Source organism: Mannheimia glucosida (assembly GCF_046267875.1).
Taxonomy (GTDB): Bacteria; Pseudomonadota; Gammaproteobacteria; order Enterobacterales; family Pasteurellaceae; genus Mannheimia; species Mannheimia glucosida.
On the sequence record NZ_CP176502.1, the window covers coordinates 97099 to 117071 of the forward strand.

General features: G+C 41.6%; 23 protein-coding genes. 9 read left to right on the plus strand and 14 right to left on the minus strand.

Annotation, left to right across the window (positions count from 1 at the left end; all coding sequences use genetic code 11):
- The first annotated feature begins 1 nt into the window (after position 1).
- From ACJ7Z2_RS00515 to ACJ7Z2_RS00540, 6 genes are all read left to right on the plus strand, one after another.
- Positions 2-172 (plus strand): hypothetical protein, encoded by a 171-nt coding sequence (locus tag ACJ7Z2_RS00515; RefSeq protein WP_409500436.1) that lies wholly within the window; start codon positions 2-4, stop codon positions 170-172.
- Complete coding sequence (locus ACJ7Z2_RS00520) at positions 162-755, plus strand: zeta toxin family protein (RefSeq protein ID WP_409500437.1); 594 nt, start codon at positions 162-164, stop codon at positions 753-755. Before ACJ7Z2_RS00515 ends, ACJ7Z2_RS00520 begins: the two co-directional genes overlap by 11 nt.
- A gap of 148 nt (positions 756-903) precedes the next feature.
- Positions 904-1086 carry a hypothetical protein gene (locus ACJ7Z2_RS00525; RefSeq protein WP_409500438.1) on the plus strand — a complete coding sequence of 61 codons (183 nt, stop codon included), beginning with the start codon at positions 904-906 and terminating at the stop codon, positions 1084-1086.
- A complete protein-coding gene (locus ACJ7Z2_RS00530) occupies positions 1052-1489 on the plus strand; it encodes a hypothetical protein (RefSeq protein WP_409500439.1) in 438 nt (145 codons plus the stop codon). The genes ACJ7Z2_RS00525 and ACJ7Z2_RS00530 overlap by 35 nt, the downstream gene beginning before the upstream one ends.
- A gap of 223 nt (positions 1490-1712) precedes the next feature.
- On the plus strand, positions 1713-2291 hold the full coding sequence (locus tag ACJ7Z2_RS00535; protein WP_409500440.1) for a hypothetical protein: 579 nt from the start codon (positions 1713-1715) through the stop codon (positions 2289-2291).
- Between the two features lie 15 nt (positions 2292-2306).
- On the plus strand, positions 2307-5171 hold the full coding sequence (locus ACJ7Z2_RS00540; protein WP_409500441.1) for a valine--tRNA ligase: 2865 nt from the start codon (positions 2307-2309) through the stop codon (positions 5169-5171).
- Between the two features lie 69 nt (positions 5172-5240).
- On the opposite strand, the gene ACJ7Z2_RS00545 is transcribed toward ACJ7Z2_RS00540, so the two are convergent.
- The 9 genes from ACJ7Z2_RS00545 to nudE all read right to left on the minus strand — a co-directional run bounded on the left by ACJ7Z2_RS00545 (position 5241) and on the right by nudE (position 12925).
- Entirely contained in the window at positions 5241-5834 is a 594-nt protein-coding gene (locus tag ACJ7Z2_RS00545; RefSeq protein ID WP_409500442.1) for an SGNH/GDSL hydrolase family protein, read from the minus strand.
- A 58-nt stretch (positions 5835-5892) separates the two neighbouring features.
- Positions 5893-7347, minus strand: coding sequence for a decarboxylating NADP(+)-dependent phosphogluconate dehydrogenase (gnd, locus tag ACJ7Z2_RS00550; RefSeq protein WP_409500443.1), 1455 nt, complete (start codon positions 7345-7347; stop codon positions 5893-5895).
- Positions 7348-7425: 78 nt separating this feature from the next.
- Positions 7426-8118 carry an aspartate/glutamate racemase family protein gene (locus tag ACJ7Z2_RS00555; protein WP_409500444.1) on the minus strand — a complete coding sequence of 231 codons (693 nt, stop codon included), beginning with the start codon at positions 8116-8118 and terminating at the stop codon, positions 7426-7428.
- A gap of 5 nt (positions 8119-8123) precedes the next feature.
- On the minus strand, positions 8124-8462 hold the full coding sequence (locus tag ACJ7Z2_RS00560) for a n-acetylglutamate synthase (protein WP_126301098.1): 339 nt from the start codon (positions 8460-8462) through the stop codon (positions 8124-8126).
- 27 nt (positions 8463-8489) lie between these two features.
- Positions 8490-9041 carry a hypothetical protein gene (locus tag ACJ7Z2_RS00565; protein ID WP_126301099.1) on the minus strand — a complete coding sequence of 184 codons (552 nt, stop codon included), beginning with the start codon at positions 9039-9041 and terminating at the stop codon, positions 8490-8492.
- A gap of 44 nt (positions 9042-9085) precedes the next feature.
- A complete protein-coding gene (gene pgl / locus ACJ7Z2_RS00570; protein ID WP_409500445.1) occupies positions 9086-9784 on the minus strand; it encodes a 6-phosphogluconolactonase in 699 nt (232 codons plus the stop codon).
- A gap of 200 nt (positions 9785-9984) precedes the next feature.
- Complete coding sequence (zwf, locus tag ACJ7Z2_RS00575; protein ID WP_409500446.1) at positions 9985-11472, minus strand: glucose-6-phosphate dehydrogenase; 1488 nt, start codon at positions 11470-11472, stop codon at positions 9985-9987.
- Positions 11473-11550: 78 nt separating this feature from the next.
- Entirely contained in the window at positions 11551-12369 is an 819-nt protein-coding gene (gene cysQ, locus ACJ7Z2_RS00580; RefSeq protein WP_409500447.1) for a 3'(2'),5'-bisphosphate nucleotidase CysQ, read from the minus strand.
- Between the two features lie 13 nt (positions 12370-12382).
- A complete protein-coding gene (gene nudE / locus ACJ7Z2_RS00585; RefSeq protein ID WP_409500448.1) occupies positions 12383-12925 on the minus strand; it encodes an ADP compounds hydrolase NudE in 543 nt (180 codons plus the stop codon).
- 136 nt (positions 12926-13061) lie between these two features.
- Between nudE and ACJ7Z2_RS00590 the strand changes: the two genes are divergently transcribed.
- The 3 genes from ACJ7Z2_RS00590 to hslO all read left to right on the plus strand — a co-directional run bounded on the left by ACJ7Z2_RS00590 (position 13062) and on the right by hslO (position 15579).
- Positions 13062-14036 (plus strand): hypothetical protein, encoded by a 975-nt coding sequence (locus ACJ7Z2_RS00590; protein WP_409500449.1) that lies wholly within the window; start codon positions 13062-13064, stop codon positions 14034-14036.
- Complete coding sequence (hslR, locus tag ACJ7Z2_RS00595; protein WP_409501090.1) at positions 14026-14442, plus strand: ribosome-associated heat shock protein Hsp15; 417 nt, start codon at positions 14026-14028, stop codon at positions 14440-14442. Before ACJ7Z2_RS00590 ends, hslR begins: the two co-directional genes overlap by 11 nt.
- A 243-nt stretch (positions 14443-14685) precedes the next feature.
- Entirely contained in the window at positions 14686-15579 is an 894-nt protein-coding gene (hslO, locus tag ACJ7Z2_RS00600; protein WP_409500450.1) for an Hsp33 family molecular chaperone HslO, read from the plus strand.
- 73 nt (positions 15580-15652) lie between these two features.
- Here hslO and hisIE read toward each other — a convergent pair whose 3' ends face one another.
- From hisIE to ACJ7Z2_RS00625, 5 genes are all read right to left on the minus strand, one after another.
- On the minus strand, positions 15653-16306 hold the full coding sequence (gene hisIE, locus ACJ7Z2_RS00605; protein ID WP_409500451.1) for a bifunctional phosphoribosyl-AMP cyclohydrolase/phosphoribosyl-ATP diphosphatase HisIE: 654 nt from the start codon (positions 16304-16306) through the stop codon (positions 15653-15655).
- A 672-nt stretch (positions 16307-16978) separates the two neighbouring features.
- Positions 16979-17752 (minus strand): imidazole glycerol phosphate synthase subunit HisF, encoded by a 774-nt coding sequence (gene hisF, locus ACJ7Z2_RS00610; RefSeq protein ID WP_154703402.1) that lies wholly within the window; start codon positions 17750-17752, stop codon positions 16979-16981.
- The gene (gene hisA, locus ACJ7Z2_RS00615) at positions 17734-18483 is read right to left on the minus strand and encodes a 1-(5-phosphoribosyl)-5-[(5-phosphoribosylamino)methylideneamino]imidazole-4-carboxamide isomerase (RefSeq protein ID WP_409500452.1); all 750 of its coding nucleotides are present in this window, start codon (positions 18481-18483) and stop codon (positions 17734-17736) included. Before hisA ends, hisF begins: the two co-directional genes overlap by 19 nt.
- 12 nt (positions 18484-18495) lie before the next feature.
- Positions 18496-18978, minus strand: a complete 483-nt coding sequence (locus ACJ7Z2_RS00620; protein ID WP_409500453.1) for an endonuclease domain-containing protein — start codon at positions 18976-18978, stop codon at positions 18496-18498.
- Between the two features lie 75 nt (positions 18979-19053).
- Positions 19054-19899, minus strand: coding sequence for a BRO family protein (locus ACJ7Z2_RS00625; RefSeq protein ID WP_154703404.1), 846 nt, complete (start codon positions 19897-19899; stop codon positions 19054-19056).
- Positions 19900-19973: the final 74 nt, after the last annotated feature.

Genomic DNA, 19973 nt, shown 5'->3' on the forward strand with positions numbered 1-19973 from the left:
AATGACCAAAATAGAACAAATAAAAGAACATCAACGCCAATTACAACTTCAATTTAAAGCGTGGATGGACGATAAGAAAAAACGTGAAGTGCTGACGTTTATGCGACCGAATGGGAATATTGTTCGCCATTATCCAGACGGACACGAAGAAATCATTGAATATGCAAAATAATTTAGCGATTTTCTATTGTGGTACAAACGGCGCAGGAAAAACGACTTTGCGTGGATTTAATCAAGATACAGTGCAGATTGTGATTGACTCCGATCATATTGCAATGGAAATCAACCCACAAAATCCACGGTTAGCTGATTTAGAAGCAGGTAGAAAAGCGGTTGAATTATTTCAATTTGCACTTAAAAATCAGATTTCTTTTTCAATGGAATCTACCCTTTCGGGAAAATCTATATTAAACCGAATGAAACAGGCAAAAGAAAAAGGTTTTTATACTCGGTTAAATTATATCGGTGTAGATAAAGTTTCTATTAACTTAGATCGTGTTAAAGCCAGAGTAAAAGCGGGCGGACATTTTATTGATGAACAAACAATCCGCCAACGGTTTAAAATGAGCCGAAAAAATTTAATTACCGCACTTTCATTTTGCGATGAAGTCTTAATTTACGACAACTCTGCTGAAATACCCGAAGTGGTTTTTCATATTGAGAATAAACAAATCACGCAAATTGCGAATAATTTAGTCAGTTGGTGTGAAAATTTGCGTGATGAATTGGTAGGATTAGGGTTTAAGCTCACCTAGCACGAGCCGTGCTAGGCTCTATAATCCAGCGTCTTTGGAGCTATCACTTATAGCCACAAAGTGGCTCGGCTATGCGTCACCCCACACGGCTCGTGTGGGGTGACAAGCGGTTAAATTTAGGTAAAACTTTAAATCGGAGGGATTTGTGATGACAAAACCAGTTAATGCCGAATATATTAAAGAAATTATTGATAAAACGAATAATCTTGGTTATTTAGATATTCAAGGAAAAACCTTGAAAGAAAAACAAGGCAATTTTAAATCTTTAATTCAGGAAAAATTAAAGGAATATCATAATGACAGTCGAAAAAATAGTTATCACCGAAGCTAAGGTTCACGAGCTTTTTGTTGAAATTAGCAAAGAGTTAGGATTTAGTGATGAGGATATTTTATGCCATTCACAAAATATTCTTGAACTGATTGATATGTGGTCTGAACAAAAGTTTGTTGAAATTTATCGAGAAAATACAGATCGAGTTTTTGGCAGAGCAAAAGATAGCAGTCTTACACAAGGAGCAGTGCCATACTATCTAGGCATTTATCACGCCAGACAAGGTGAAAATGATCCCTTGATCGTTTTAACATTCAGATCGGAAAGAGAAGATAACATCGCTGAAATCCGCTTTATGGCAACACATGATATTTTATTTGGCACGGTTTCCGATAAATTATTTATGCAACGAATGAAAGCAATTCGTCAAAGAATTGATCTTTTAGTCCAAAAAGGGAATTAACTTGCAAGAGCCACAAAGTGGCTCGGCTATGTTTAACCCCACACGGCTCGTGTGGGGTGACAAAACGGTTGGATTTAAGAAAAATTTTGCAAAAAAATTACCTAAAATAAGCCATTTGTAAAGTGCAAAATAATGGTATTTATTTCTTATCGAGTTCCGAAATAGCTGTACACTAATTCATTGATGAGCTTACTACATATTAAATAGGGAAAATGTGTATAATATGAAAGAAAATATTAATTTAATGTTATCTTGGAAATATCTACCGATCACCACAATTTCTGTATTTCTAGTGATTGTGATTTTTTTCGTTGGAATCTCTCTTTGTAAACTTTTTAAGCATGTTGAAAAGGGAAAAATATTAGGATTTATTATTGTATTTCTATTATTGGTTTCACAGTTCCTTGTGTTAAATAATTTATTGGCTTGTGAACAAATATATAAAGAAGCTATTTTATATTTCTCAAGCATAATTTCTATACCTATTATGATAATATTATTTTCCACAAGAGATAAAACTAAAAATAATGATTTTATTGCTATAATTGGTATATCTATATTCATGCAGGCAATTATATCAATGATGGTTTCATCAAGTAATGATTATTCTTTTAACATAAAATTCATACATGGAGCTTGGTATATATCATTGCCTGCTTTTTTAATATATGAAGTATCAAATCATAAGAAAGATTTTTCAGAAATACTAACTAAGTTAGATTTTATTGGAAAAAATTTAAAAACAAATCCTAATAAATCATTTAAGAAATTAAGTAAACACAAATGTAAATTTTTCAAATAAGAGAAAACAAACCCAATGACCAAACAATTCACAATGGAAGACCGTTTTAACCCTTCCGCCGTAGAGCAAGCGCTCTACCAACACTGGGAATCGCAAGGCTATTTTAAGCCGAGCGAAGATATTAATGCACCGAGCTACTGTATCGCTATTCCGCCGCCGAATGTGACGGGGAGTTTGCATATGGGGCACGCTTTCCAGCAGACCTTGATGGATACGCTGATCCGCTTTCACCGTATGGAGGGGCATAACACTCTGTGGCAGTCGGGGACTGACCACGCGGGGATTGCCACTCAAATGGTGGTAGAGCGTAAAATCGCTGCGGAAGAAGGCAAAACCCGCCACGATTATGGACGTGAAGCCTTTATCAACAAAATCTGGGATTGGAAAGCCTATTCAGGCGGCACAATCAGCCAGCAAATGCGCCGCTTAGGCAACTCGATTGACTGGGATCGTGAGCGTTTTACAATGGACGAAGGCTTGTCGAATGCAGTGAAAGAGGTGTTCGTTCGCTTACACGAAGAGGGCTTGATTTACCGTGGCAAACGCCTTGTAAACTGGGATCCGAAACTGCATACTGCGATTTCTGATTTGGAAGTGGAAAACAAAGAGAGCAAAGGCTCTCTGTGGCATTTCCGCTATCCACTCGCCAACGGTGCGAAAACCGCAGACGGCTTGGATTACTTAGTAGTAGCAACAACCCGTCCTGAAACGATGTTGGGCGATACTGCGGTGGCGGTTCACCCTGAAGATGAGCGTTATCAAGCCTTGATTGGTAAGAGCGTAATCCTACCGCTTGCCAACCGTGAAATCCCGATTATTGCCGATGAGTATGTGGATCGTGAGTTCGGTACGGGTGTGGTAAAAATCACCCCTGCCCACGATTTCAACGACTACGAAGTGGGCAAACGCCACGGCTTGCCGATGGTGAATGTGATGACCTTAAATGCCGATATTCGTGCAGAAGCGGAAATTATCGGCACAGACGGCAAACCACTTGCCGACTATGCTGCGCCAATTCCTGCCGACTATCAAGGCTTAGAGCGTTTTGCCGCTCGTAAGAAAATTGTGGCGGATTTTGAAGCTCTTGGTCTGTTAGATCAAATCAAACCGCACGACTTAAAAGTGCCGTATGGCGACCGTGGTGGCGTGCCGATTGAGCCAATGCTGACCGACCAATGGTATGTGTCTGTCAAACCTTTGGCGGAAGTGGCAACCAAAGCGGTGGAAGACGGCGAAATCCAATTCGTGCCGAAACAGTATGAAAACCTGTATTTCTCTTGGATGCGTGATATTCAAGACTGGTGTATCTCTCGCCAACTTTGGTGGGGACACCGCATTCCGGCGTGGTATGACGAGCAAGGCAATGTGTATGTCGCTCGAGATGAAGCAGAAGTGCGTACAAAACACAACTTACCTGCGGACTTACCATTAAAACAAGATGAAGATGTGCTAGATACTTGGTTCTCATCAGGCTTATGGACGTTCTCAACGCTTGGTTGGCCTGAAAACACCAAAGAGCTGAAAATGTTCCACCCGACCGATGTGCTGATTACCGGTTTTGACATCATCTTCTTCTGGGTCGCTCGTATGATTATGTTCACAATGCACTTCATCAAAGATGAAAACGGTAAACCGCAAGTGCCGTTTAAAACCGTGTATGTAACGGGCTTGATCCGTGATGAGCAAGGGCAGAAAATGTCAAAATCGAAAGGCAATGTGTTAGACCCGATTGATATGATTGACGGTATTTCCCTTGATGAGCTGCTCGAAAAACGCACCGGTAATATGATGCAGCCGCAACTGGCGGAAAAAATTGCCAAGGCAACTCGCAAAGAGTTTGCCGAAGGTATTGTGGCACACGGCACAGACGCTCTGCGTTTCACCCTCACCGCCCTTGCCAGCAACGGTCGTGACATCAACTGGGATATGAAACGTTTAGAAGGCTACCGCAACTTCTGCAACAAACTGTGGAATGCCAGCCGTTATGTACTGACTAACGACAAGTTGGATTTAAGCGAAGGCGAGATGGAATTTAGCCTTGCAGATCGTTGGATTGAAAGCCAATTCAACCGCACGGTGGAAACTTTCCGCACCGCACTCAGCCAATACCGTTTCGACTTGGTGGCGAATGCGATCTACGAATTTACTTGGGATCAATTCTGCGACTGGTATTTAGAGCTGACTAAGCCGATTTTCTTCAAAGGCACAGACGCACAACGCCGTGGTGCAAGCCGCACACTGGTGAATGTGTTGGAAAAACTCCTGCGTTTAATCCACCCGGTAATGCCGTTCATCACCGAAGAAATCTGGCAGAAAGTGAAAGTCTTTGTGGGTATTAAAGCGGATACCATTATGTTGCAAAAATTCCCACAATTTGACCCGCTTGCGATTGATGAAACCGCTGAAAATCAAATTAACTTTATCAAAGAAGTGATTGTGGCAGTTAGAAACATTCGTGCGGAAAGCAATATTGCCCCAAGCAAAGGCTTAGATTTAATCGCTCGTAATTTCTCTGCGGACGAAGTCTCTATTCTCAATGCTAACGAAGTGTTGCTCAAATCGATGGCAAAACTGGATAGCGTGAAAGTGCTTGAAAATGGCGAAAATGCACCGCTATCGGTAGCGAAACTGGTCGCAAATGGTGAGATCTTGATCCCAATGGCAGGCTTTATCAACAAAGAAGCTGAGCTGGCTCGCCTCACCAAAGAGATGGATAAACTTAAAGGTGAAGTGGCTCGCATTGAAGGCAAACTTTCAAACGAAGCCTTTGTCGCCAAAGCCCCAGAGCAAGTCATCGCCAAAGAGCGTGAAAAAATGCAAGAGTACCTGAGTGGATTAGAGAAATTGCAGGTGCAGTATCAAGAGATTGAAGCACTGTAATTAACTAACAAGCGGTCAGGATTTGGAAATTTTTTGCTAATTCAGACCGCTTGCTATTGAAGCTTTTCATTATAAATGTTTGGTTAAAATCGCCTCTAGGCGATCATAGCCGGCTTGGGTGAAATGTAGCCCGTCGTGGCATAAAGTTAGATCTAAATTCCCTTCTTCGTCTGCAAAATATTCCCACGTTTTTACATAAGTTAAATCAGACGGAATATTTGCCTCAAAATACGCATTAAGCTCTTTTATTGCAGCATTATTAGTGGTGGTAATATTATTAACCGGTGTAGCTTCCAATAGAAAAAATTTAGCATTCGGGTTAATTTTACGAAGGGAAGTCACAATTTCTCCAATCCACTCAAGAACTTGTTTTGGTGAGTAATCAGGCTCTTTCACAATGTCATTAACGCCTAGAAAAATAAATACATTATCGCCAACGTGTTGAATTCGCCCCTGTCGGGTAATCACATCTAAATATTGGCGAGTGCTAGTGCCTGACAAGCCTAAATTAGCAACGGTTTTTCCGGCTAAATTTGGTGTGCCGTTTTCCATATTGCCCCACATATCAAACAGGGAATGCCCAACTAGGGAAATATCTGCTTGTTTTTCAAATTCTGATTTTTTTGTTTGGTAGCGATTAAAAATATCTTGATCGGTAAGCATTCTATCTCCTTAAATAAAGAAAAACCACCCAATTCATAGGGTGGTTTTTAAAGTCTAGTTAAACATCATAAGTGGTCGATGCAGTATTACCGCCACGTCCTGTCCAGTTGGTGTGGAAGAATTCACCACGAGGCTTATCTGTACGCTCGTAAGTATGAGCACCGAAGTAGTCACGTTGGGCTTGGAGTAAGTTTGCTGGTAAACGTGCTGAGGTGTAGCCGTCTAAGAAAGTGATGGCTGATGCCATACAAGGTACCGGTAAACCGATTTCTACCGATTTCGCCACCACTTTACGCCAATCTGCCAAGCAGTTTTCCAAAATATCTTTGAAGTATGGGTCTGAGCCTAAGAAGACCAAATATGGGTTGGCTTCGTACGCATCACGAATGTTGCCTAAGAAGCGGCTGCGGATAATACAACCTTCACGCCATAATAGGGCGGTGTTGCCGTAGTTGATGTCCCAACCGAATTGCTCAGAAGCCTCACGAATCAGCATAAAGCCTTGTGCATAAGAGATGATTTTAGAAGCAAGTAACGCACGGCGAACCGCTTCTACCCACACTTTTTTGTCGCCGTCAACTTTGCCGATTTCTTTGTTAAACAGTCTTGAAGCCGCAATACGTTGGTCTTTAAATGCAGACACGCAACGGGCGAATACTGACTCAGTAATCAAGGTGAGTGGAATCCCGAAATCAAGGGCGTTGATCCCCGTCCATTTACCTGTTCCTTTTTGACCGGCAGTGTCGAGAATTTTCTCTACCAGCGGTTCGCCGTCTTCGTCTTTGTACGCCAAAATATCCGTAGTAATATCCACCAAATAGCTGTCTAATTCGGTGTTTTTCCACTCTTTAAAGATTTCGTGCATTTCATCATAGCTTAAACCTAAACCATCTTTTAAGAATTGGTAGGCTTCACAAATTAACTGCATATCGCCATATTCGATGCCGTTGTGAACCATTTTCACAAAATGCCCTGCTCCGTCACGACCAACCCAGTCACAGCAAGGCTCACCTTGTTCTGTTTTGGCTGAAATGGCTTGGAAAATCGGCTTCACATATTGCCACGCAGATTCATCACCCCCCGGCATAATTGAAGGTCCGTGTCTTGCACCTTCTTCACCGCCCGACACCCCTGAACCGATAAAGCGAATGCCTTTTTCCGCTAAGGCTTTCACACGGCGGTTGGTGTCAGGATAGTTTGAGTTACCGCCATCAATGATGATGTCACCTTCTTCTAAATGTGGCAGTAACGCATCAATAAACTGATCCACCACCTCGCCGGCACGCACCATCAGCATCACTTTACGCGGTTTTTCCAACTTCGCTGCTAAATCTTCTAACGAGTAAGCACCGATAATGTTAGTGCCTTTCGCTGCACCTTCTAAGAACTCGTCCACTTTTGAAGTGGTGCGGTTGTACGCCACCACTTTAAAGCCGTTGTCGTTCATATTCAAAATTAAATTTTGACCCATTACGGCGAGTCCAATCACGCCGATATCGCCTTTTTGTGACATTGTTTGCTCCTATTGTTTTTGATTCTATGCAAGCGGTCGAATTGGTAACATTTTTTGCAAATTTGACCGCTTGTAAATTTATTGACCTAAAATAAACTCCACCGCCATTTGGCTGTGTAATGCTGCTGTATCGAAAAACGGTAACGGGCTGTCGTTTTGGTTAATCAGCAACCCGATTTCGGTACAACCTAAAATCACACCTTCTGCACCTTGCTCACGAAGCTGTTGAATAGTCTGAAGATAAAATGCTTTGGCACTTTCAGTAATCTTACCTAAACAGAGCTCTTCAAAAATAATCCGATGAATTTCTTGCTGTGTTTCTTCATTCGGAACAATGGGCGTGATACCACGCTCCAATAAACCGTCTTTGTAAAAATTATCGCTCATTGTAAATTGTGTGCCAAGCAAAGCGACTTTCGTAATGCCTTTTGCCTGAATAACTGCCGCCACGCAATCTAAAATATGCAAAAACGGCACGGAAATGTTATCCGTAATCTGCTTCGCCACCTTGTGCATTGTGTTCGTTGCCAACAAAATTCCGTCAGCTCCAGCTTGCTCTAATAAACGAGCTTGTTCAGCTAGAATATCCGCCGCTCCTTGCCAATTTCCCTGTTTTTGGCACTGCACGATTTCTTCAAAATTCACGCTAGACATTAAAATCTTCGCACTGGCATTTCCACCCAACGCCTGATTTACCGCACGGTTGATATTCAAATAATAAGAAACCGTACTTTCTGGGCTCATTCCACCTAAAATGCCGAGGGTTTTCATAAATGCTACTCTGTTACCTCAATAATTTGTGATTGCCCGACCTCTAAAGTATCAAGCCACTGCCAGATTTCTCGACCAAGCAATTTTTCATTTTCTAAAGTAAATGTGGTGACACATCGCCCAAGACGGTTTTCTAATTGTTGATTTAAATGTTGGTAAGTGAACTCAATTTGACAATCTGAAATCCATTTACCAATTAAAAATCCTTTTAAAATCTCGCCACCTTGATAGTCCGCCCATATCATTTTCTCTTGTTGAAAATAGTAGAAGCGAGTTTGGTCATTCACTTCGCCATCTTCACTATTTTGCACGGCAGTAAAGATTTTATTGTTAAGGTTAAACATAGATTATACCAATGATAACATGCTTATTTATCTGTCCCTCTGTAATTCATTTGGATCTGACAAATTCATACTAATCAAATCTAGAGGTTTTAATTTCTTATCATCATGTCCTAAATCTTTTCTAATAGCCTTATATACATTATCTATTTTCTTTAATGCCAAAAACGGATCATTTATATCATTTGATCCAGTACTTGTTCTAAAATCAATCCAAGCTTTTATAACTTCATCAGATGCCCAAAGGATAAAATTCTCAGTTAATTTGTGCATTTTATCCTGAAGCATCTCATCATTAGGATCAATTTCTATATTCCTCTTATGATTGTTTTGAAATAAATTAATAAGCTCAAAAAAACTTCTATATGTTTCTATTTTCGCTATTCTATGACTTTCTCTAATATCTCTAGATTTTGAGTTGTATTGAGTGTATATCACGCCAATGAAACCGATAGTCGCCGTTATTAATGGGATGGCTATTGTCGTATTATTTGGAATCCATAAGAAAATAAAATAATATAAAGAATAGATAATCAATGCTATCAGTATCAAACCTAGAATTAATTCAAATATCTTCTTCATTTTTATTTTCCTAATTGTAAATCCTATTGATATACTTCTTTACACTAAAGTAATTCAGCAGAATCACTATCCAAATACCACTCCGTTATCCCATCTTTCGCTTTAATTTTAGCAGCAGGATATGGCAATGCTTCCGCGGGCGTGGTTTGGATTTCTTTTAGAATTTCCGCTTTGCTTGCACCTGTGACCAAGTAAGTGATCCGTTTGGCTTTTTCAATTAAAGAAGCTGTTTTGGAAATGCGGATCTGCCCTGTTTCTGGGTGTTTGGCAATTACGGCAACGTTCTGATCATTAAAATCCGTTTGATGTGGGAAAAGTGATGCGGTATGTCCGTCTGTTCCCATTCCTAAAATAATCCAATCAAACGCCAAGTTCGGCACACAAGCGGTCAATTCTGCCGAAAATCTTGCAAGTTCTTGTTCTACATTCTCTTCACCACGAATACGGTGAATATTTTCGCTTGGAATGTCGATGTGATCGAACAGTAATTTCTGCACTTCGCCGTAGTTACTTTCGGGATCGGTTGGGGCAACCATTCGATCATCACCCCACCAGAAATGCAAGTTTTGCCATTGAATTTCGGTATTAAATGGTGCTTGAGCTAAGGTTTTGAATAATAATTTGGGGGTCGAACCACCGGAAAGAGAAATATGCACCGGGCGGTTTTGACGGCTGTATTCAATAAACTCTTTAGCAATTTGTTCTACCGCAGCTTGGGCGGTGGGGAAAATAACTTTATTCATAATTTGCCTCGTTAGATCATCCCTCTTTAGAAAAGAGGGGAGGGGGAGATTTGATTACGATTTCAATATTTCGTATGAGCGTATATAACTTCTGCCACAAACGCTTGCGTTTGAACATCAGCTTTGCTGATGGCACGAAGTGTGAGCGTAGCGAATAAATCTCCCCTAACCCCTCGTGGCTCAAAGAGGGGAACTGAAATTTACACTTTCTTCTTCATTGTACCGGACGGTTTTCGCCATACTTTGCCGTGTCTGGCGATTAATTTATCTGCCTCGGTTGGCCCCCAAGTGCCGGATTCATATTCATAAACACGTCCACGATTAGCTTTGTAGTCTAAAATCGGTTGCACAAATTTCCAACAAGCGTGTACAGCATCAGTACGGGCAAATAAGGTTGCATCACCTTTAAGTGCGTCTAATAGTAAGCGTTCATAAGCGGTGAGTAAGCTTGATGATGAACTTAAATCGGAATAGCGGAAATCCATTGAGACTTCTTTCGCCTCAAAGCCTGCTCCCGGTTTTTTCAAGCCGAAACGCATTGAAATGCCTTCGTCCGGTTGCACACGGATAATCAGTTTATTCTCTGGGGCATTTTGGCTAAATACCGGGTGTGGTGTAGTTTTAAAATGAATTACGATTTCCGTCACACGGGTTGGTAAGCGTTTACCGGTTCGCACATAGAACGGCACACCTGCCCAACGCCAGTTATCGATTTCACATTTTACCGCCATAAAGGTTTCAGTGTTGGAATCAGCCGGCACGCCTTTTTCTTCCAAGTAAGCCGGCACTTCTTTGCCGTCCACCGTGCCACGAGCATACTGACCTAACACCACATTGTGTTTAACGTCTTCTTCTGACAGCGGATGCAAGCAATATAGCACTTTTGCAACTTCATCACGCATTGAATTAGCATTAATAATTGCCGGTGGCTCCATTGCAACCATGGCTAATACTTGCAATAAGTGGTTTTGGAACATATCACGCATTGCCCCTGAGCCATCATAGTAACCGCCACGATCTTCAACGCCGATGGATTCTGCCCCGGTAATTTCCACATAATCAATAAAATTACGGTTCCAAAGCGGTTCAAATAAGCCGTTAGAAAAACGTAAAACGAGTAAGTTTTGTACCGTTTCTTTGCCTAAATAGTGGTCGATACGGTAGATTTGATGCTCTTCAAAGCATTTGTGGATTTGTACGTCTAATTTTTTGGCGGTTTCGATATCGTAGCCGAATGGTTTTTCAACAATAATCCGTTTCCAGCCAAACTCTTCGGTAGTTAAGCCGTGAGCGGCTAAACATTCCGGAATCACGCCATATAAACTTGGTGGCGTAGAGAGGTAATAAAGCGTGTTACCAGCTGTTTGATATTTATCGTGTAGCTCATCAAGACGAGGCAGCAACTTGGCATAATCCACTGCATCAGAGGTATTTACAGCTTGGTAATAAAGATGTTCGCAAAATTTATCTAATTCTTTACCGCTTGCTTTTTCAAATTTGACTAACGCATCACGCATTTTTTGGCGGAAGGATTCATCGGTTAATTCTGAACGAGAAACACCCAATACAGAAAAATGCTCGCCTAATCTGCCAATCTTATATAAGTTATAAAGAGCAGGAATTAATTTACGAAAAGTTAAGTCACCGGAAGCACCAAAAATGACGATACAGCTATTTTCAGCATTCATTTATTTATCCTATGTATTGCTAATTGTTAAAATTTTGTTGGGTGCAAGATTATCATAAAAATTGCTAATCGGAACTACCTATTTGAATAAAAATATTTTATCCCAATCTGTCGAGCCGTCAGCCACCATCACAAAATAAGGATTAATCAAACTTTCTCGCTGATTATAAGTTAGCGGCGAAAAATGAAAATCAAAAATTTTTCCTCCCATTTCGTTTAGCAATACCTCCGCCACGGCGGTGTCCCATTCGCCTGTGTCACCAAAACGAATATAGCAATCAGCTTTCCCTTCTGCCACCAAACCGGCTTTTAGGCTACCCGAACCATATTTTATACATTCAATTTGTGAGACTGAAATTGCCTTTCTGGCTTGTTCTGCGTGCAAATCGCTGCCTACGGTGACAATCAGCGGGGAATTTTCGGCACGTTTCGGTTTGACAAGCGGTCGAATTTCTCCATTTTCTTGCAAAAAGCTACCGCCCCCTTCCATACTAAAATAGGTTTTGTTTAAGACCGGGGCGTGGATCACTCCCAGCACCGGCTGATTTCTGCCCTCACGTTTTTGCACTAACGCAATTACCACTGAAAATTGACCGGTGCGGTTAATAAACTGTTGTGTGCCGTCAATCGGGTCGATAATCCAATATTCTTGCCATTGCTGGCGTTCGGCAAACGGAATATCGCAAAACTCTTCCGATAGCACAGGAATGTTCGGTGTGAGCTGTTTCAAGCGTTCAGTTAAAAATTGGCTGATAATCAGATCCGCTTCTGTCACCGGTGTGCAATCGGCTTTGATTTTAATTGCCACCGAGCGAGCATAGAGCTGTTTTAACTGCTCACCGGCTTCTTTGGCAATGGCGATAATATTATCGAGTAGTGGTTGAGTTAGCGTTTGCATAATAGCTCCTTGCCTATTTTTTTAAGTATTCTCGTAGCATAAATAGAGCGGACAAATTCCGTGCTTCGGCAAAATCAGGATCTGCCAATAATTGATCAATTTTATCCAATGGATAACGCACAATTTCCAGCGGTTCAGGCTCATCGCCCTCCAATTTTGATGGGTACAGATCTTGTGCTACAAACAGGTGCATTAAGCCGTACATGTGACTTGGCGAGCTGTAAAGCGACCGCAGAAAATCTAATTTTTTCGCCCCAAAACCGATCTCTTCCTGTAATTCACGGTTCGCACTCTCAATCGGCTCTTCGTCTGCATCAACAATGCCTTTTGGAAAACCCAATTCATAACGCTCCGGCCCGACTGCATATTCTTTCACAAAAATCAGCTCGTTGTTTTGAATCGGAATCACCATGACCGAAGAACGGCGATTTGGCGTAAGCCGTTCGTAAGTTCGCTCTTCGCCGTTGGAAAAACGTAAATCGACCGCTTGCACCTCAAAAATGCGAGATTTCGCCACCGTTTCAATGTTTAAAATTTCAGGAAGTTGTTTTGTCATTTTATCTCCCTTTTTATCATTATCTAATATGCTAAAGATACCACATTTCATCAAATCCGGTTTGCTCTTTTTTTACATATTGATATGATAATGTTCGCTTAATACGGTTACTAAGAGAACATAAAAAGGATTTCTGATGACTTACAATCCATCTGAAACATCGTTAGTCATTGATGATGCCCATATCGCAAAAACTGAATTTTCCGAGATGCCTGAACTTATCACTTATAAATTTCGGGCTAACTATGATAAAAAACTGGCTGAAATGCAGATTCCGACAAAGCTGAATTCGATTATCGCTCAGATGAAATCGATAGAAGGCATTAAAGGGCTGGTAAAAGGGAGCTTCAATCGTATTCGCAATAATCAAAGTGATGAGATTGAAGTGACTTATCTTGAAAGTGCCTTCGATTCATTTTGGTTTATTGACGTTGAACGCCACTTAAAATATGAATGCGATGAAACCTACAGCTGTGAGGTATTCAATCATCATTCAAAAAATGTACGTCTGCTTAGCAATGGTAACGCCTTTTCAAGCTGTGAGGTAAAAAACGGTAAAATTCAGTTTGAGGTAACAGAACATTGCGAAACCACCAAAAACTATCGTCATTATCTCAGCAATGGCAGTGGTCATATTGATGACAATCTTGCAACGGTGTATTTAGGTAAAAATAAATTTCCGCACACAAAAATCAATAAAAACAACGTCAATACCGATAAAGTGCTGAAGTTTAAGTTATCCCCCGAGCGGTTAATTACCGACTCTGTTTTACATTTATTAAGCGAGAAGATCAAAGCCGAACGCATTATCCGTGATCATCTCTCTTTTAAAGAAGCAAAGTTATACCTTGTACCGATTCATTTTTTCAGCTACTCCAATCCGTTAAAAGGGGTCTTTAATAGCTTAGTGAAATTTAATGCGGTAACCGGTGATTGCGAAATGATGAATCAAACAAAATACCCAACGCTTATTAGCAAAGAAGATTTACCGACTATTATCTCCGAGCTTGTGGTTGAAACCGCAAACTATATGTTGCCGCTTTCAGGCACGATCACCAAGCTCGTTATCGACAATGCAAGAAAACACCAAACTCATTATGATGAAAAATAGACACGAAAAAGTGGAAAACGAAGTCGAAGTTCGGCTAGATAAATGGCTTTGGGCGGCTCGTTTTTATAAAACCCGCTCGATTGCCAAAGCAATGATTGAAGGGGGCAAAGTCCATTATAACGGGCAGCGGGCCAAAGTCAGTAAAGCGGTGGAAATCGGAGCAATCATTAAACTTCGCCAAGGCAACGAAGAAAAAGAGGTGGAAGTGTTAGCCCTCAGTGATCAACGCCGAGGAGCTCCGGAAGCCCAACTGCTCTACAACGAAACCGAAAAAAGTATTAAACACCGTGAGGCAATGGCATTTGCCCGAAAAGCGAATGCTCTTTCAATGCCACATCCTGATCGCCGTCCAAACAAAAAAGAACGGCGGGATTTAATCAAATTCAAAGAGCAAGAATTTAACTAAGCCCTTGCAATCGAAAAAATAATCCCTATATTGAATATCCTAAGTAGGGGCGAAACATTTTTCGCCCCTATATAATTATTTCGGGCGAATATTGATTTGCCCCTACAGCGTTCGATTTGCACATTTTTAGCCACAAAACACATTGCGTTTTGAACGTTGGCTTTGCCAACTGCTCCGTAGGAGCGAACAAAATTAGAAATAATTTTGTGAGTAATAATCGACCGCTTGCAACGAGGAATCAAAATGAATTACACCAAAGACAATGACAAACTCTACCGCTATTTATTCAAAGACCGAGCGGTACGGGGCGAATGGGTGCGTTTAAACAACACCTTTACCGAAACCTTAAACACCCACCACTACCCTAAAGCGGTACAAAATTTACTCGGCGAAATGTTAGTTGCAACCAGTTTGCTGACTGCAACAATGAAATTTAACGGCAACATCACTGTGCAGATTCAAGGTGACGGCCCGTTAAAATTAGCGGTTGTGAACGGTAACGACCAGCAGCAACTCCGTGCCTTAGCCCGTGTTCAGGCAGATATTGCAGACACCGCCTCGTTAGCGGAAATGATCGGCAATGGTGTATTAGTGATTTCTATTATCCCGACCGATGGTGAACGTTATCAAGGGGTGATTGCTCTCGATAAACCAACCATTCGTGAATGCTTAGAAGATTACTTCGCCCGCTCCGAGCAATTACAAACCCACCTCGTTATCCGCACAGGCGAATTTGAAGGCAAAGCAGTGGCAGGCGGTATGTTGCTACAAATTATGCCGGACGGCACAGGCTCAAGAGATGACTTCGAGCATCTAGCCACGCTCACTGAAACCGTAAAAGATGAAGAGTTATTTGGTTTAGAGGCAGAAGAATTGCTCTATCGCCTCTACCACGAAGAGAAAGTAGAAGTTTACCCGCCACAAGATACCGAATTTAAATGTGGCTGCTCAAGAGAGCGTTCAGGCTCCGCATTATTACTGGTGCCCGCAGAAGAAATCGAAGAAATGTTGGCGGAAAAACAAGGCGTGATCGATATGCAATGCGAATGTTGTGGTACACAATATTTTTTCGACAAAGCAGCGATTGAAGGCTTTAAGGAAGAGACTGAAAAATTAAGTAAGTTAGGGTTAAATTAAGCTAAACAAGCGGTCAAATTTCTTGTCTTTTTTGCAATTTGTAAAAAAATGATGAAATTTGACCGCTTGCATTTTACTTATTTGAACCTTCTGGGTGTAACCCAATCCCTTTGTGGCGTTCTTTTAGTTTAGCATTGACCGCTGCCCAAGATAAATCAGCATTGTGCAGCAACACAGTTAAATGATACACCAAATCTGCCACTTCAGAAACTAATTCTTCCCGATCATTTTTCATTGCCGCAATTACACTTTCTACTGCCTCTTCCCCCACTTTTTGAGCGATTTTTGGCGTGCCTTTGGCGTAAAGTTTCGCTGTATAAGAACTTCCCGGATCGGCATTTTTACGCTCTGCGATCATTCGTTCTAATTTGCTGAAAAAGATCCAATCCGGCTGTTCTTGTTCAAACTGATGAAAACAGCTCTCCGCCCCTGTGTGGCAGGTTTCGCCGATGGGATTAGCGAGGATTAACAGGGTGTCGTTATCGCAATCCAAACTCATATCCACCACGTTTAGGAAATTGCCCGAGGTTTCGCCTTTCGTCCATAGCCGTTGTTTGGTACGGGAGTAAAAAGTCACTCGCTTTTCAGCCAGCGTTTTTTCGAGGGCTTGTTGGTTCATATAGCCTAACATCAGCACTTCGCAGGTTTGGGCGTTTTGGACGATAACGGGGAGCAGATTATCAACTTTCTGCCAATCTATTTTTGAGATCAATTCTGGCTTTTGCATATTTTTTCCTTTAGTTAGTGTTTGCTAGATTTTATTCATTCACTAAAGCTAAAAATTTAACTTTATGTAAATTTTCTTAATACTTTAATACGACTATATCGTCATATTTTACAACTGAACCTAATGTAGAAATTCGTTTCTTAATTAAGATCTCAGAATTTGTCTGAGTATTATGATAAAGTTCGCTGCATTCCAAATTTTCATCGAAATATTCAGATTTTACATAGACATGATAATGTTTTCCCCTACCTGAACTTTTATAACGTTCATAAACTGTAGCTTGATATTGAATATCTTCACCATAGAGATCGTTATAAATATAGATAATAGGGGCTGACAAAAAGATCGTTAGTAAGGACGGAGAAAACATAACCCATAACAAATTTCTTACAGGGGAAAATTTTTTATCGTCTTTTTCTTTATTCTTATGGTATTTCCTCAAAGATTTAATATAGAGTGGAATCGTAATAGGAAGTAAAATTCCATAAGAGATAAGAATAGCCTCAATAAGAAAATAATTTTCAACATCATAATAAATATGAATATAGAGAGAAAATATATATAATAACCCCTAATATTGCATAGAGCATAATCATATATCCCCAAAATCTTTTTTGCATAAATTCTCCAATGTTGAAAGTTATTTATTAGATGCTGGTAACCACTCTGTAATTATTTACGAACTTCAATATTCTCTTTCGCCAAATATTCCTTTAACTCCCCAATATTGATAATCTGTTTATGAAACACACTTGCTGCCAACGCACCGTCCACATTTGCCTCAATAAAGGCATCACGGAAATGCACCATTTCGCCTGCGCCGCCTGAGGCAATCAAAGGCACATTGCAAACTTCACGCACTTTTTTCAGTTGCACTAAATCGTAGCCGTTGCGTACGCCGTCTTGGTTCATCATATTCAGCACGATTTCGCCCGCTCCTCGCTTTTGCACTTCCGCAACCCAATCCAACAACTGCCATTCGGTTTGGCGGGTGCGTTTTTCATCGCCGGTATATTGATTGACCCAATATTTGCCGGTTTCTACCTCAAACCAGCTATCAATACCAACCACTACCGCCTGCACACCAAAGCGATCTGCCAGTTGAGTAATCAGCTCGGGGTTGGCAAGGGCTGGGGAATTGATGGAGATTTTGTCCGCTCCGAAAGCGAAAATCTGCTCCGCATCGGCAATGGTTTTGATTCCGCCTGCCACACAGAACGGAATATCAATCACCTGTGCCACACGTTCCACCCAGCTTTTATCCACCGTTCTGCCGTCACTTGAGGCGGTAATATCGTAAAACACCAACTCATCCGCCCCCTCTTGGGCATAACGCTGGGCGAGTGGCACAATGTCGCCGATGATTTCGTGATTGCGGAACTGCACGCCTTTCACAACTTGCCCGTCACGCACATCTAAACAAGGAATTATCCGTTTTGCCAACATTCGATTGCCTCCGCTACATTAAATTTACCTTCCAACAATGCACGACCGACAATCACGCCCGCCACGCCCGTGCCTTTCAAGGCGGCAATATCCGCAAGCGAGCCGATACCGCCTGAGGACTGAAATTGAATCTCCGGGTATTTGGTACAGATTTCTCGATAGAGATCCACATTTGAACCTGCCAGCGTGCCGTCTCGGGAAATATCGGTGCATAAAACGTGTTTCAAGCCCACGGTTTGATAATCTTCAATCAACTCCTCGAGCGACACACCACTTGCCTCTTGCCAGCCGCTAATCGCAATGATTTTTTGACCGATTGCATCAATGTTCACATCAAGTGCCAGCACAAATTTCTCTGCACCGTATTTTTTGAACCAGCCTTTAACCGTTTCACGCTCTTTCACCGCAGTCGAACCAATCACCACACGGTTTGCCCCCACCGCCAACAAATCTGCCACGTCTTGCTCGGTACGGATACCGCCGCCCACTTGGATTTTGCAGTGGGTTTCACGAATAATCTTGCCGATAAGTGCGGTCTGTCTTTGAGCGGGATTTTTCGCCCCTGTAAGATCGACCAAATGTAACTGCTCCGCCCCTTGGGAAAGATAATCGGCAAATTGGGTAATCGGGTTACCACTATAAGTCGTCTGTTTCGCATAATCGCCCTGATGCAGACGAACTACTTGCCCATCGATAAGATCAAGGGCAGGGATAATTTGAGAGTGTTTCATATTGTTTTCCTGTTATATATTCCCCTCGCCCGCTCGGGACAAATGCTTGCATTTGAACGTTGGCTTTGCCAACGGCTCCGAAGGAGCGAGCGTAGCGAGTATTGGGTGGAGAAAATCCGTAGGATTTTCGGAGGGAAAGGGGATATTTTCGTGAATAGCCGCAAATATCACCTCTAATACCATATTGATATGTCTCAATACCTCGTCATTCCAAAAACGAATTACAGTAAATTGCTGCTCTTCTAAATAAGTTGTCCGAATACGATCATATTCTATTTGCTCGGCGTGTTGAGAACCGTCCAGCTCAATAATTAATCTAGGATTTAATGAGAGAAAATCTGCAATATAATTTCCCACGATTTTTTGTCGATAAAATTTGATTCCACAAAAACGCTTTGCTCGCAAGTGATACCATAAAACTCGCTCAGCTTCTGTCATATTGGAACGTAAAGTTTTGGCATTCCGTCGTAAATTTAGGGTTTCTGTTTTTCTCATATTATTCCCCTCTCCCTCCGCAAATCTTAGATTTGCTCCTCCCTCTCCCGTAAACGGGAGAGGGGAAATAGATGTTTATTTCTTCACCTGTTTCACCACTTGTTCAATCACCGCAGCGAAATCAATCGCATTTTGCTGAGTAATTACCGGTTTGCCGGTCTCTGCTTCCAAACTTTCTCTAGCCACTTTTGCAACATTTCCGCCCCGTTTGGCAACGGTTTTATTTTCTTCCAAGCCCTGTGGGTGGCTGATTTGAGCGATATCTTTGGTAGCCGCCTCCGCAAGCATATTCAGCACCAACTCGGTGGTGGTCATATTGTCTCGTAGGCTTTCTTTTTTCAGCCCTTTGAAATCCTTATATTGGCGAGTAGTCATACCGCTCCACGCCTGTGTGATTTCATTCGTGAGAATCGCAAATTCTCTGCCCGCTTGCACACCATGATCTTGCCAAGTATCCGTCAGCTCTTTTCGCACCTGAATGGCTTGCAAGCGTTGGTTAATCCACTCACGGGAATAACCCTTTTTCAAGTAAGTAGCCAAGGCTCGGTCAATGGTCAATTCAGGATCGATAATCTCATCAATCCGCTCTTTGCCGACTTCCGCCAACCACATTTTCAATGGCTCGGCTTTCGGGCTTGGCACAGACTGAATAATACGGAAAATGCCTTGTAAATCCGTGGCATCGGTTTCCCGCATTTTTCCGTCTGGGGCTTTTAATTTCAACTGTACGATTTTTTCGTACAGTTCAATTCCGCCCTCTTCGTCCTTGATTTTCCGCTTTAAATCACTCCAATAACGGCGTGGATTGCTACTTTGCGTCAGCACTTCGATGATGTCTACCACCGAGAAAAACCACTCTTCTTTTTCGCTATCCCACACCGAGCGGATTTGGCTGTTTTCAAATAGTTTAATTTCGTTCATTTCTCACCTTCTTTTACTGGTTAAATTAACAGTGATTTTGTCGAAATAAAGCGAGAAATCAAGCCCTATTTTCA

Coding starts and splice junctions, on each gene's coding strand:
- ACJ7Z2_RS00515 (WP_409500436.1), top strand. CDS start 2: ATGACCAAAATAGAACAAATAAAAGAACATCAACGCCAATTACAACTT.
- ACJ7Z2_RS00520 (WP_409500437.1), top strand. CDS start 162: ATGCAAAATAATTTAGCGATTTTCTATTGTGGTACAAACGGCGCAGGA.
- ACJ7Z2_RS00525 (WP_409500438.1), top strand. CDS start 904: ATGACAAAACCAGTTAATGCCGAATATATTAAAGAAATTATTGATAAA.
- ACJ7Z2_RS00530 (WP_409500439.1), top strand. CDS start 1,052: ATGACAGTCGAAAAAATAGTTATCACCGAAGCTAAGGTTCACGAGCTT.
- ACJ7Z2_RS00535 (WP_409500440.1), top strand. CDS start 1,713: ATGAAAGAAAATATTAATTTAATGTTATCTTGGAAATATCTACCGATC.
- ACJ7Z2_RS00540 (WP_409500441.1), top strand. CDS start 2,307: ATGACCAAACAATTCACAATGGAAGACCGTTTTAACCCTTCCGCCGTA.
- ACJ7Z2_RS00545 (WP_409500442.1), bottom strand. CDS start 5,834: ATGCTTACCGATCAAGATATTTTTAATCGCTACCAAACAAAAAAATCA.
- gnd (WP_409500443.1), bottom strand. CDS start 7,347: ATGTCACAAAAAGGCGATATCGGCGTGATTGGACTCGCCGTAATGGGT.
- ACJ7Z2_RS00555 (WP_409500444.1), bottom strand. CDS start 8,118: ATGAAAACCCTCGGCATTTTAGGTGGAATGAGCCCAGAAAGTACGGTT.
- ACJ7Z2_RS00560 (WP_126301098.1), bottom strand. CDS start 8,462: ATGTTTAACCTTAACAATAAAATCTTTACTGCCGTGCAAAATAGTGAA.
- ACJ7Z2_RS00565 (WP_126301099.1), bottom strand. CDS start 9,041: ATGAAGAAGATATTTGAATTAATTCTAGGTTTGATACTGATAGCATTG.
- pgl (WP_409500445.1), bottom strand. CDS start 9,784: ATGAATAAAGTTATTTTCCCCACCGCCCAAGCTGCGGTAGAACAAATT.
- zwf (WP_409500446.1), bottom strand. CDS start 11,472: ATGAATGCTGAAAATAGCTGTATCGTCATTTTTGGTGCTTCCGGTGAC.
- cysQ (WP_409500447.1), bottom strand. CDS start 12,369: ATGCAAACGCTAACTCAACCACTACTCGATAATATTATCGCCATTGCC.
- nudE (WP_409500448.1), bottom strand. CDS start 12,925: ATGACAAAACAACTTCCTGAAATTTTAAACATTGAAACGGTGGCGAAA.
- ACJ7Z2_RS00590 (WP_409500449.1), top strand. CDS start 13,062: ATGACTTACAATCCATCTGAAACATCGTTAGTCATTGATGATGCCCAT.
- hslR (WP_409501090.1), top strand. CDS start 14,026: ATGAAAAATAGACACGAAAAAGTGGAAAACGAAGTCGAAGTTCGGCTA.
- hslO (WP_409500450.1), top strand. CDS start 14,686: ATGAATTACACCAAAGACAATGACAAACTCTACCGCTATTTATTCAAA.
- hisIE (WP_409500451.1), bottom strand. CDS start 16,306: ATGCAAAAGCCAGAATTGATCTCAAAAATAGATTGGCAGAAAGTTGAT.
- hisF (WP_154703402.1), bottom strand. CDS start 17,752: ATGTTGGCAAAACGGATAATTCCTTGTTTAGATGTGCGTGACGGGCAA.
- hisA (WP_409500452.1), bottom strand. CDS start 18,483: ATGAAACACTCTCAAATTATCCCTGCCCTTGATCTTATCGATGGGCAA.
- ACJ7Z2_RS00620 (WP_409500453.1), bottom strand. CDS start 18,978: ATGAGAAAAACAGAAACCCTAAATTTACGACGGAATGCCAAAACTTTA.
- ACJ7Z2_RS00625 (WP_154703404.1), bottom strand. CDS start 19,899: ATGAACGAAATTAAACTATTTGAAAACAGCCAAATCCGCTCGGTGTGG.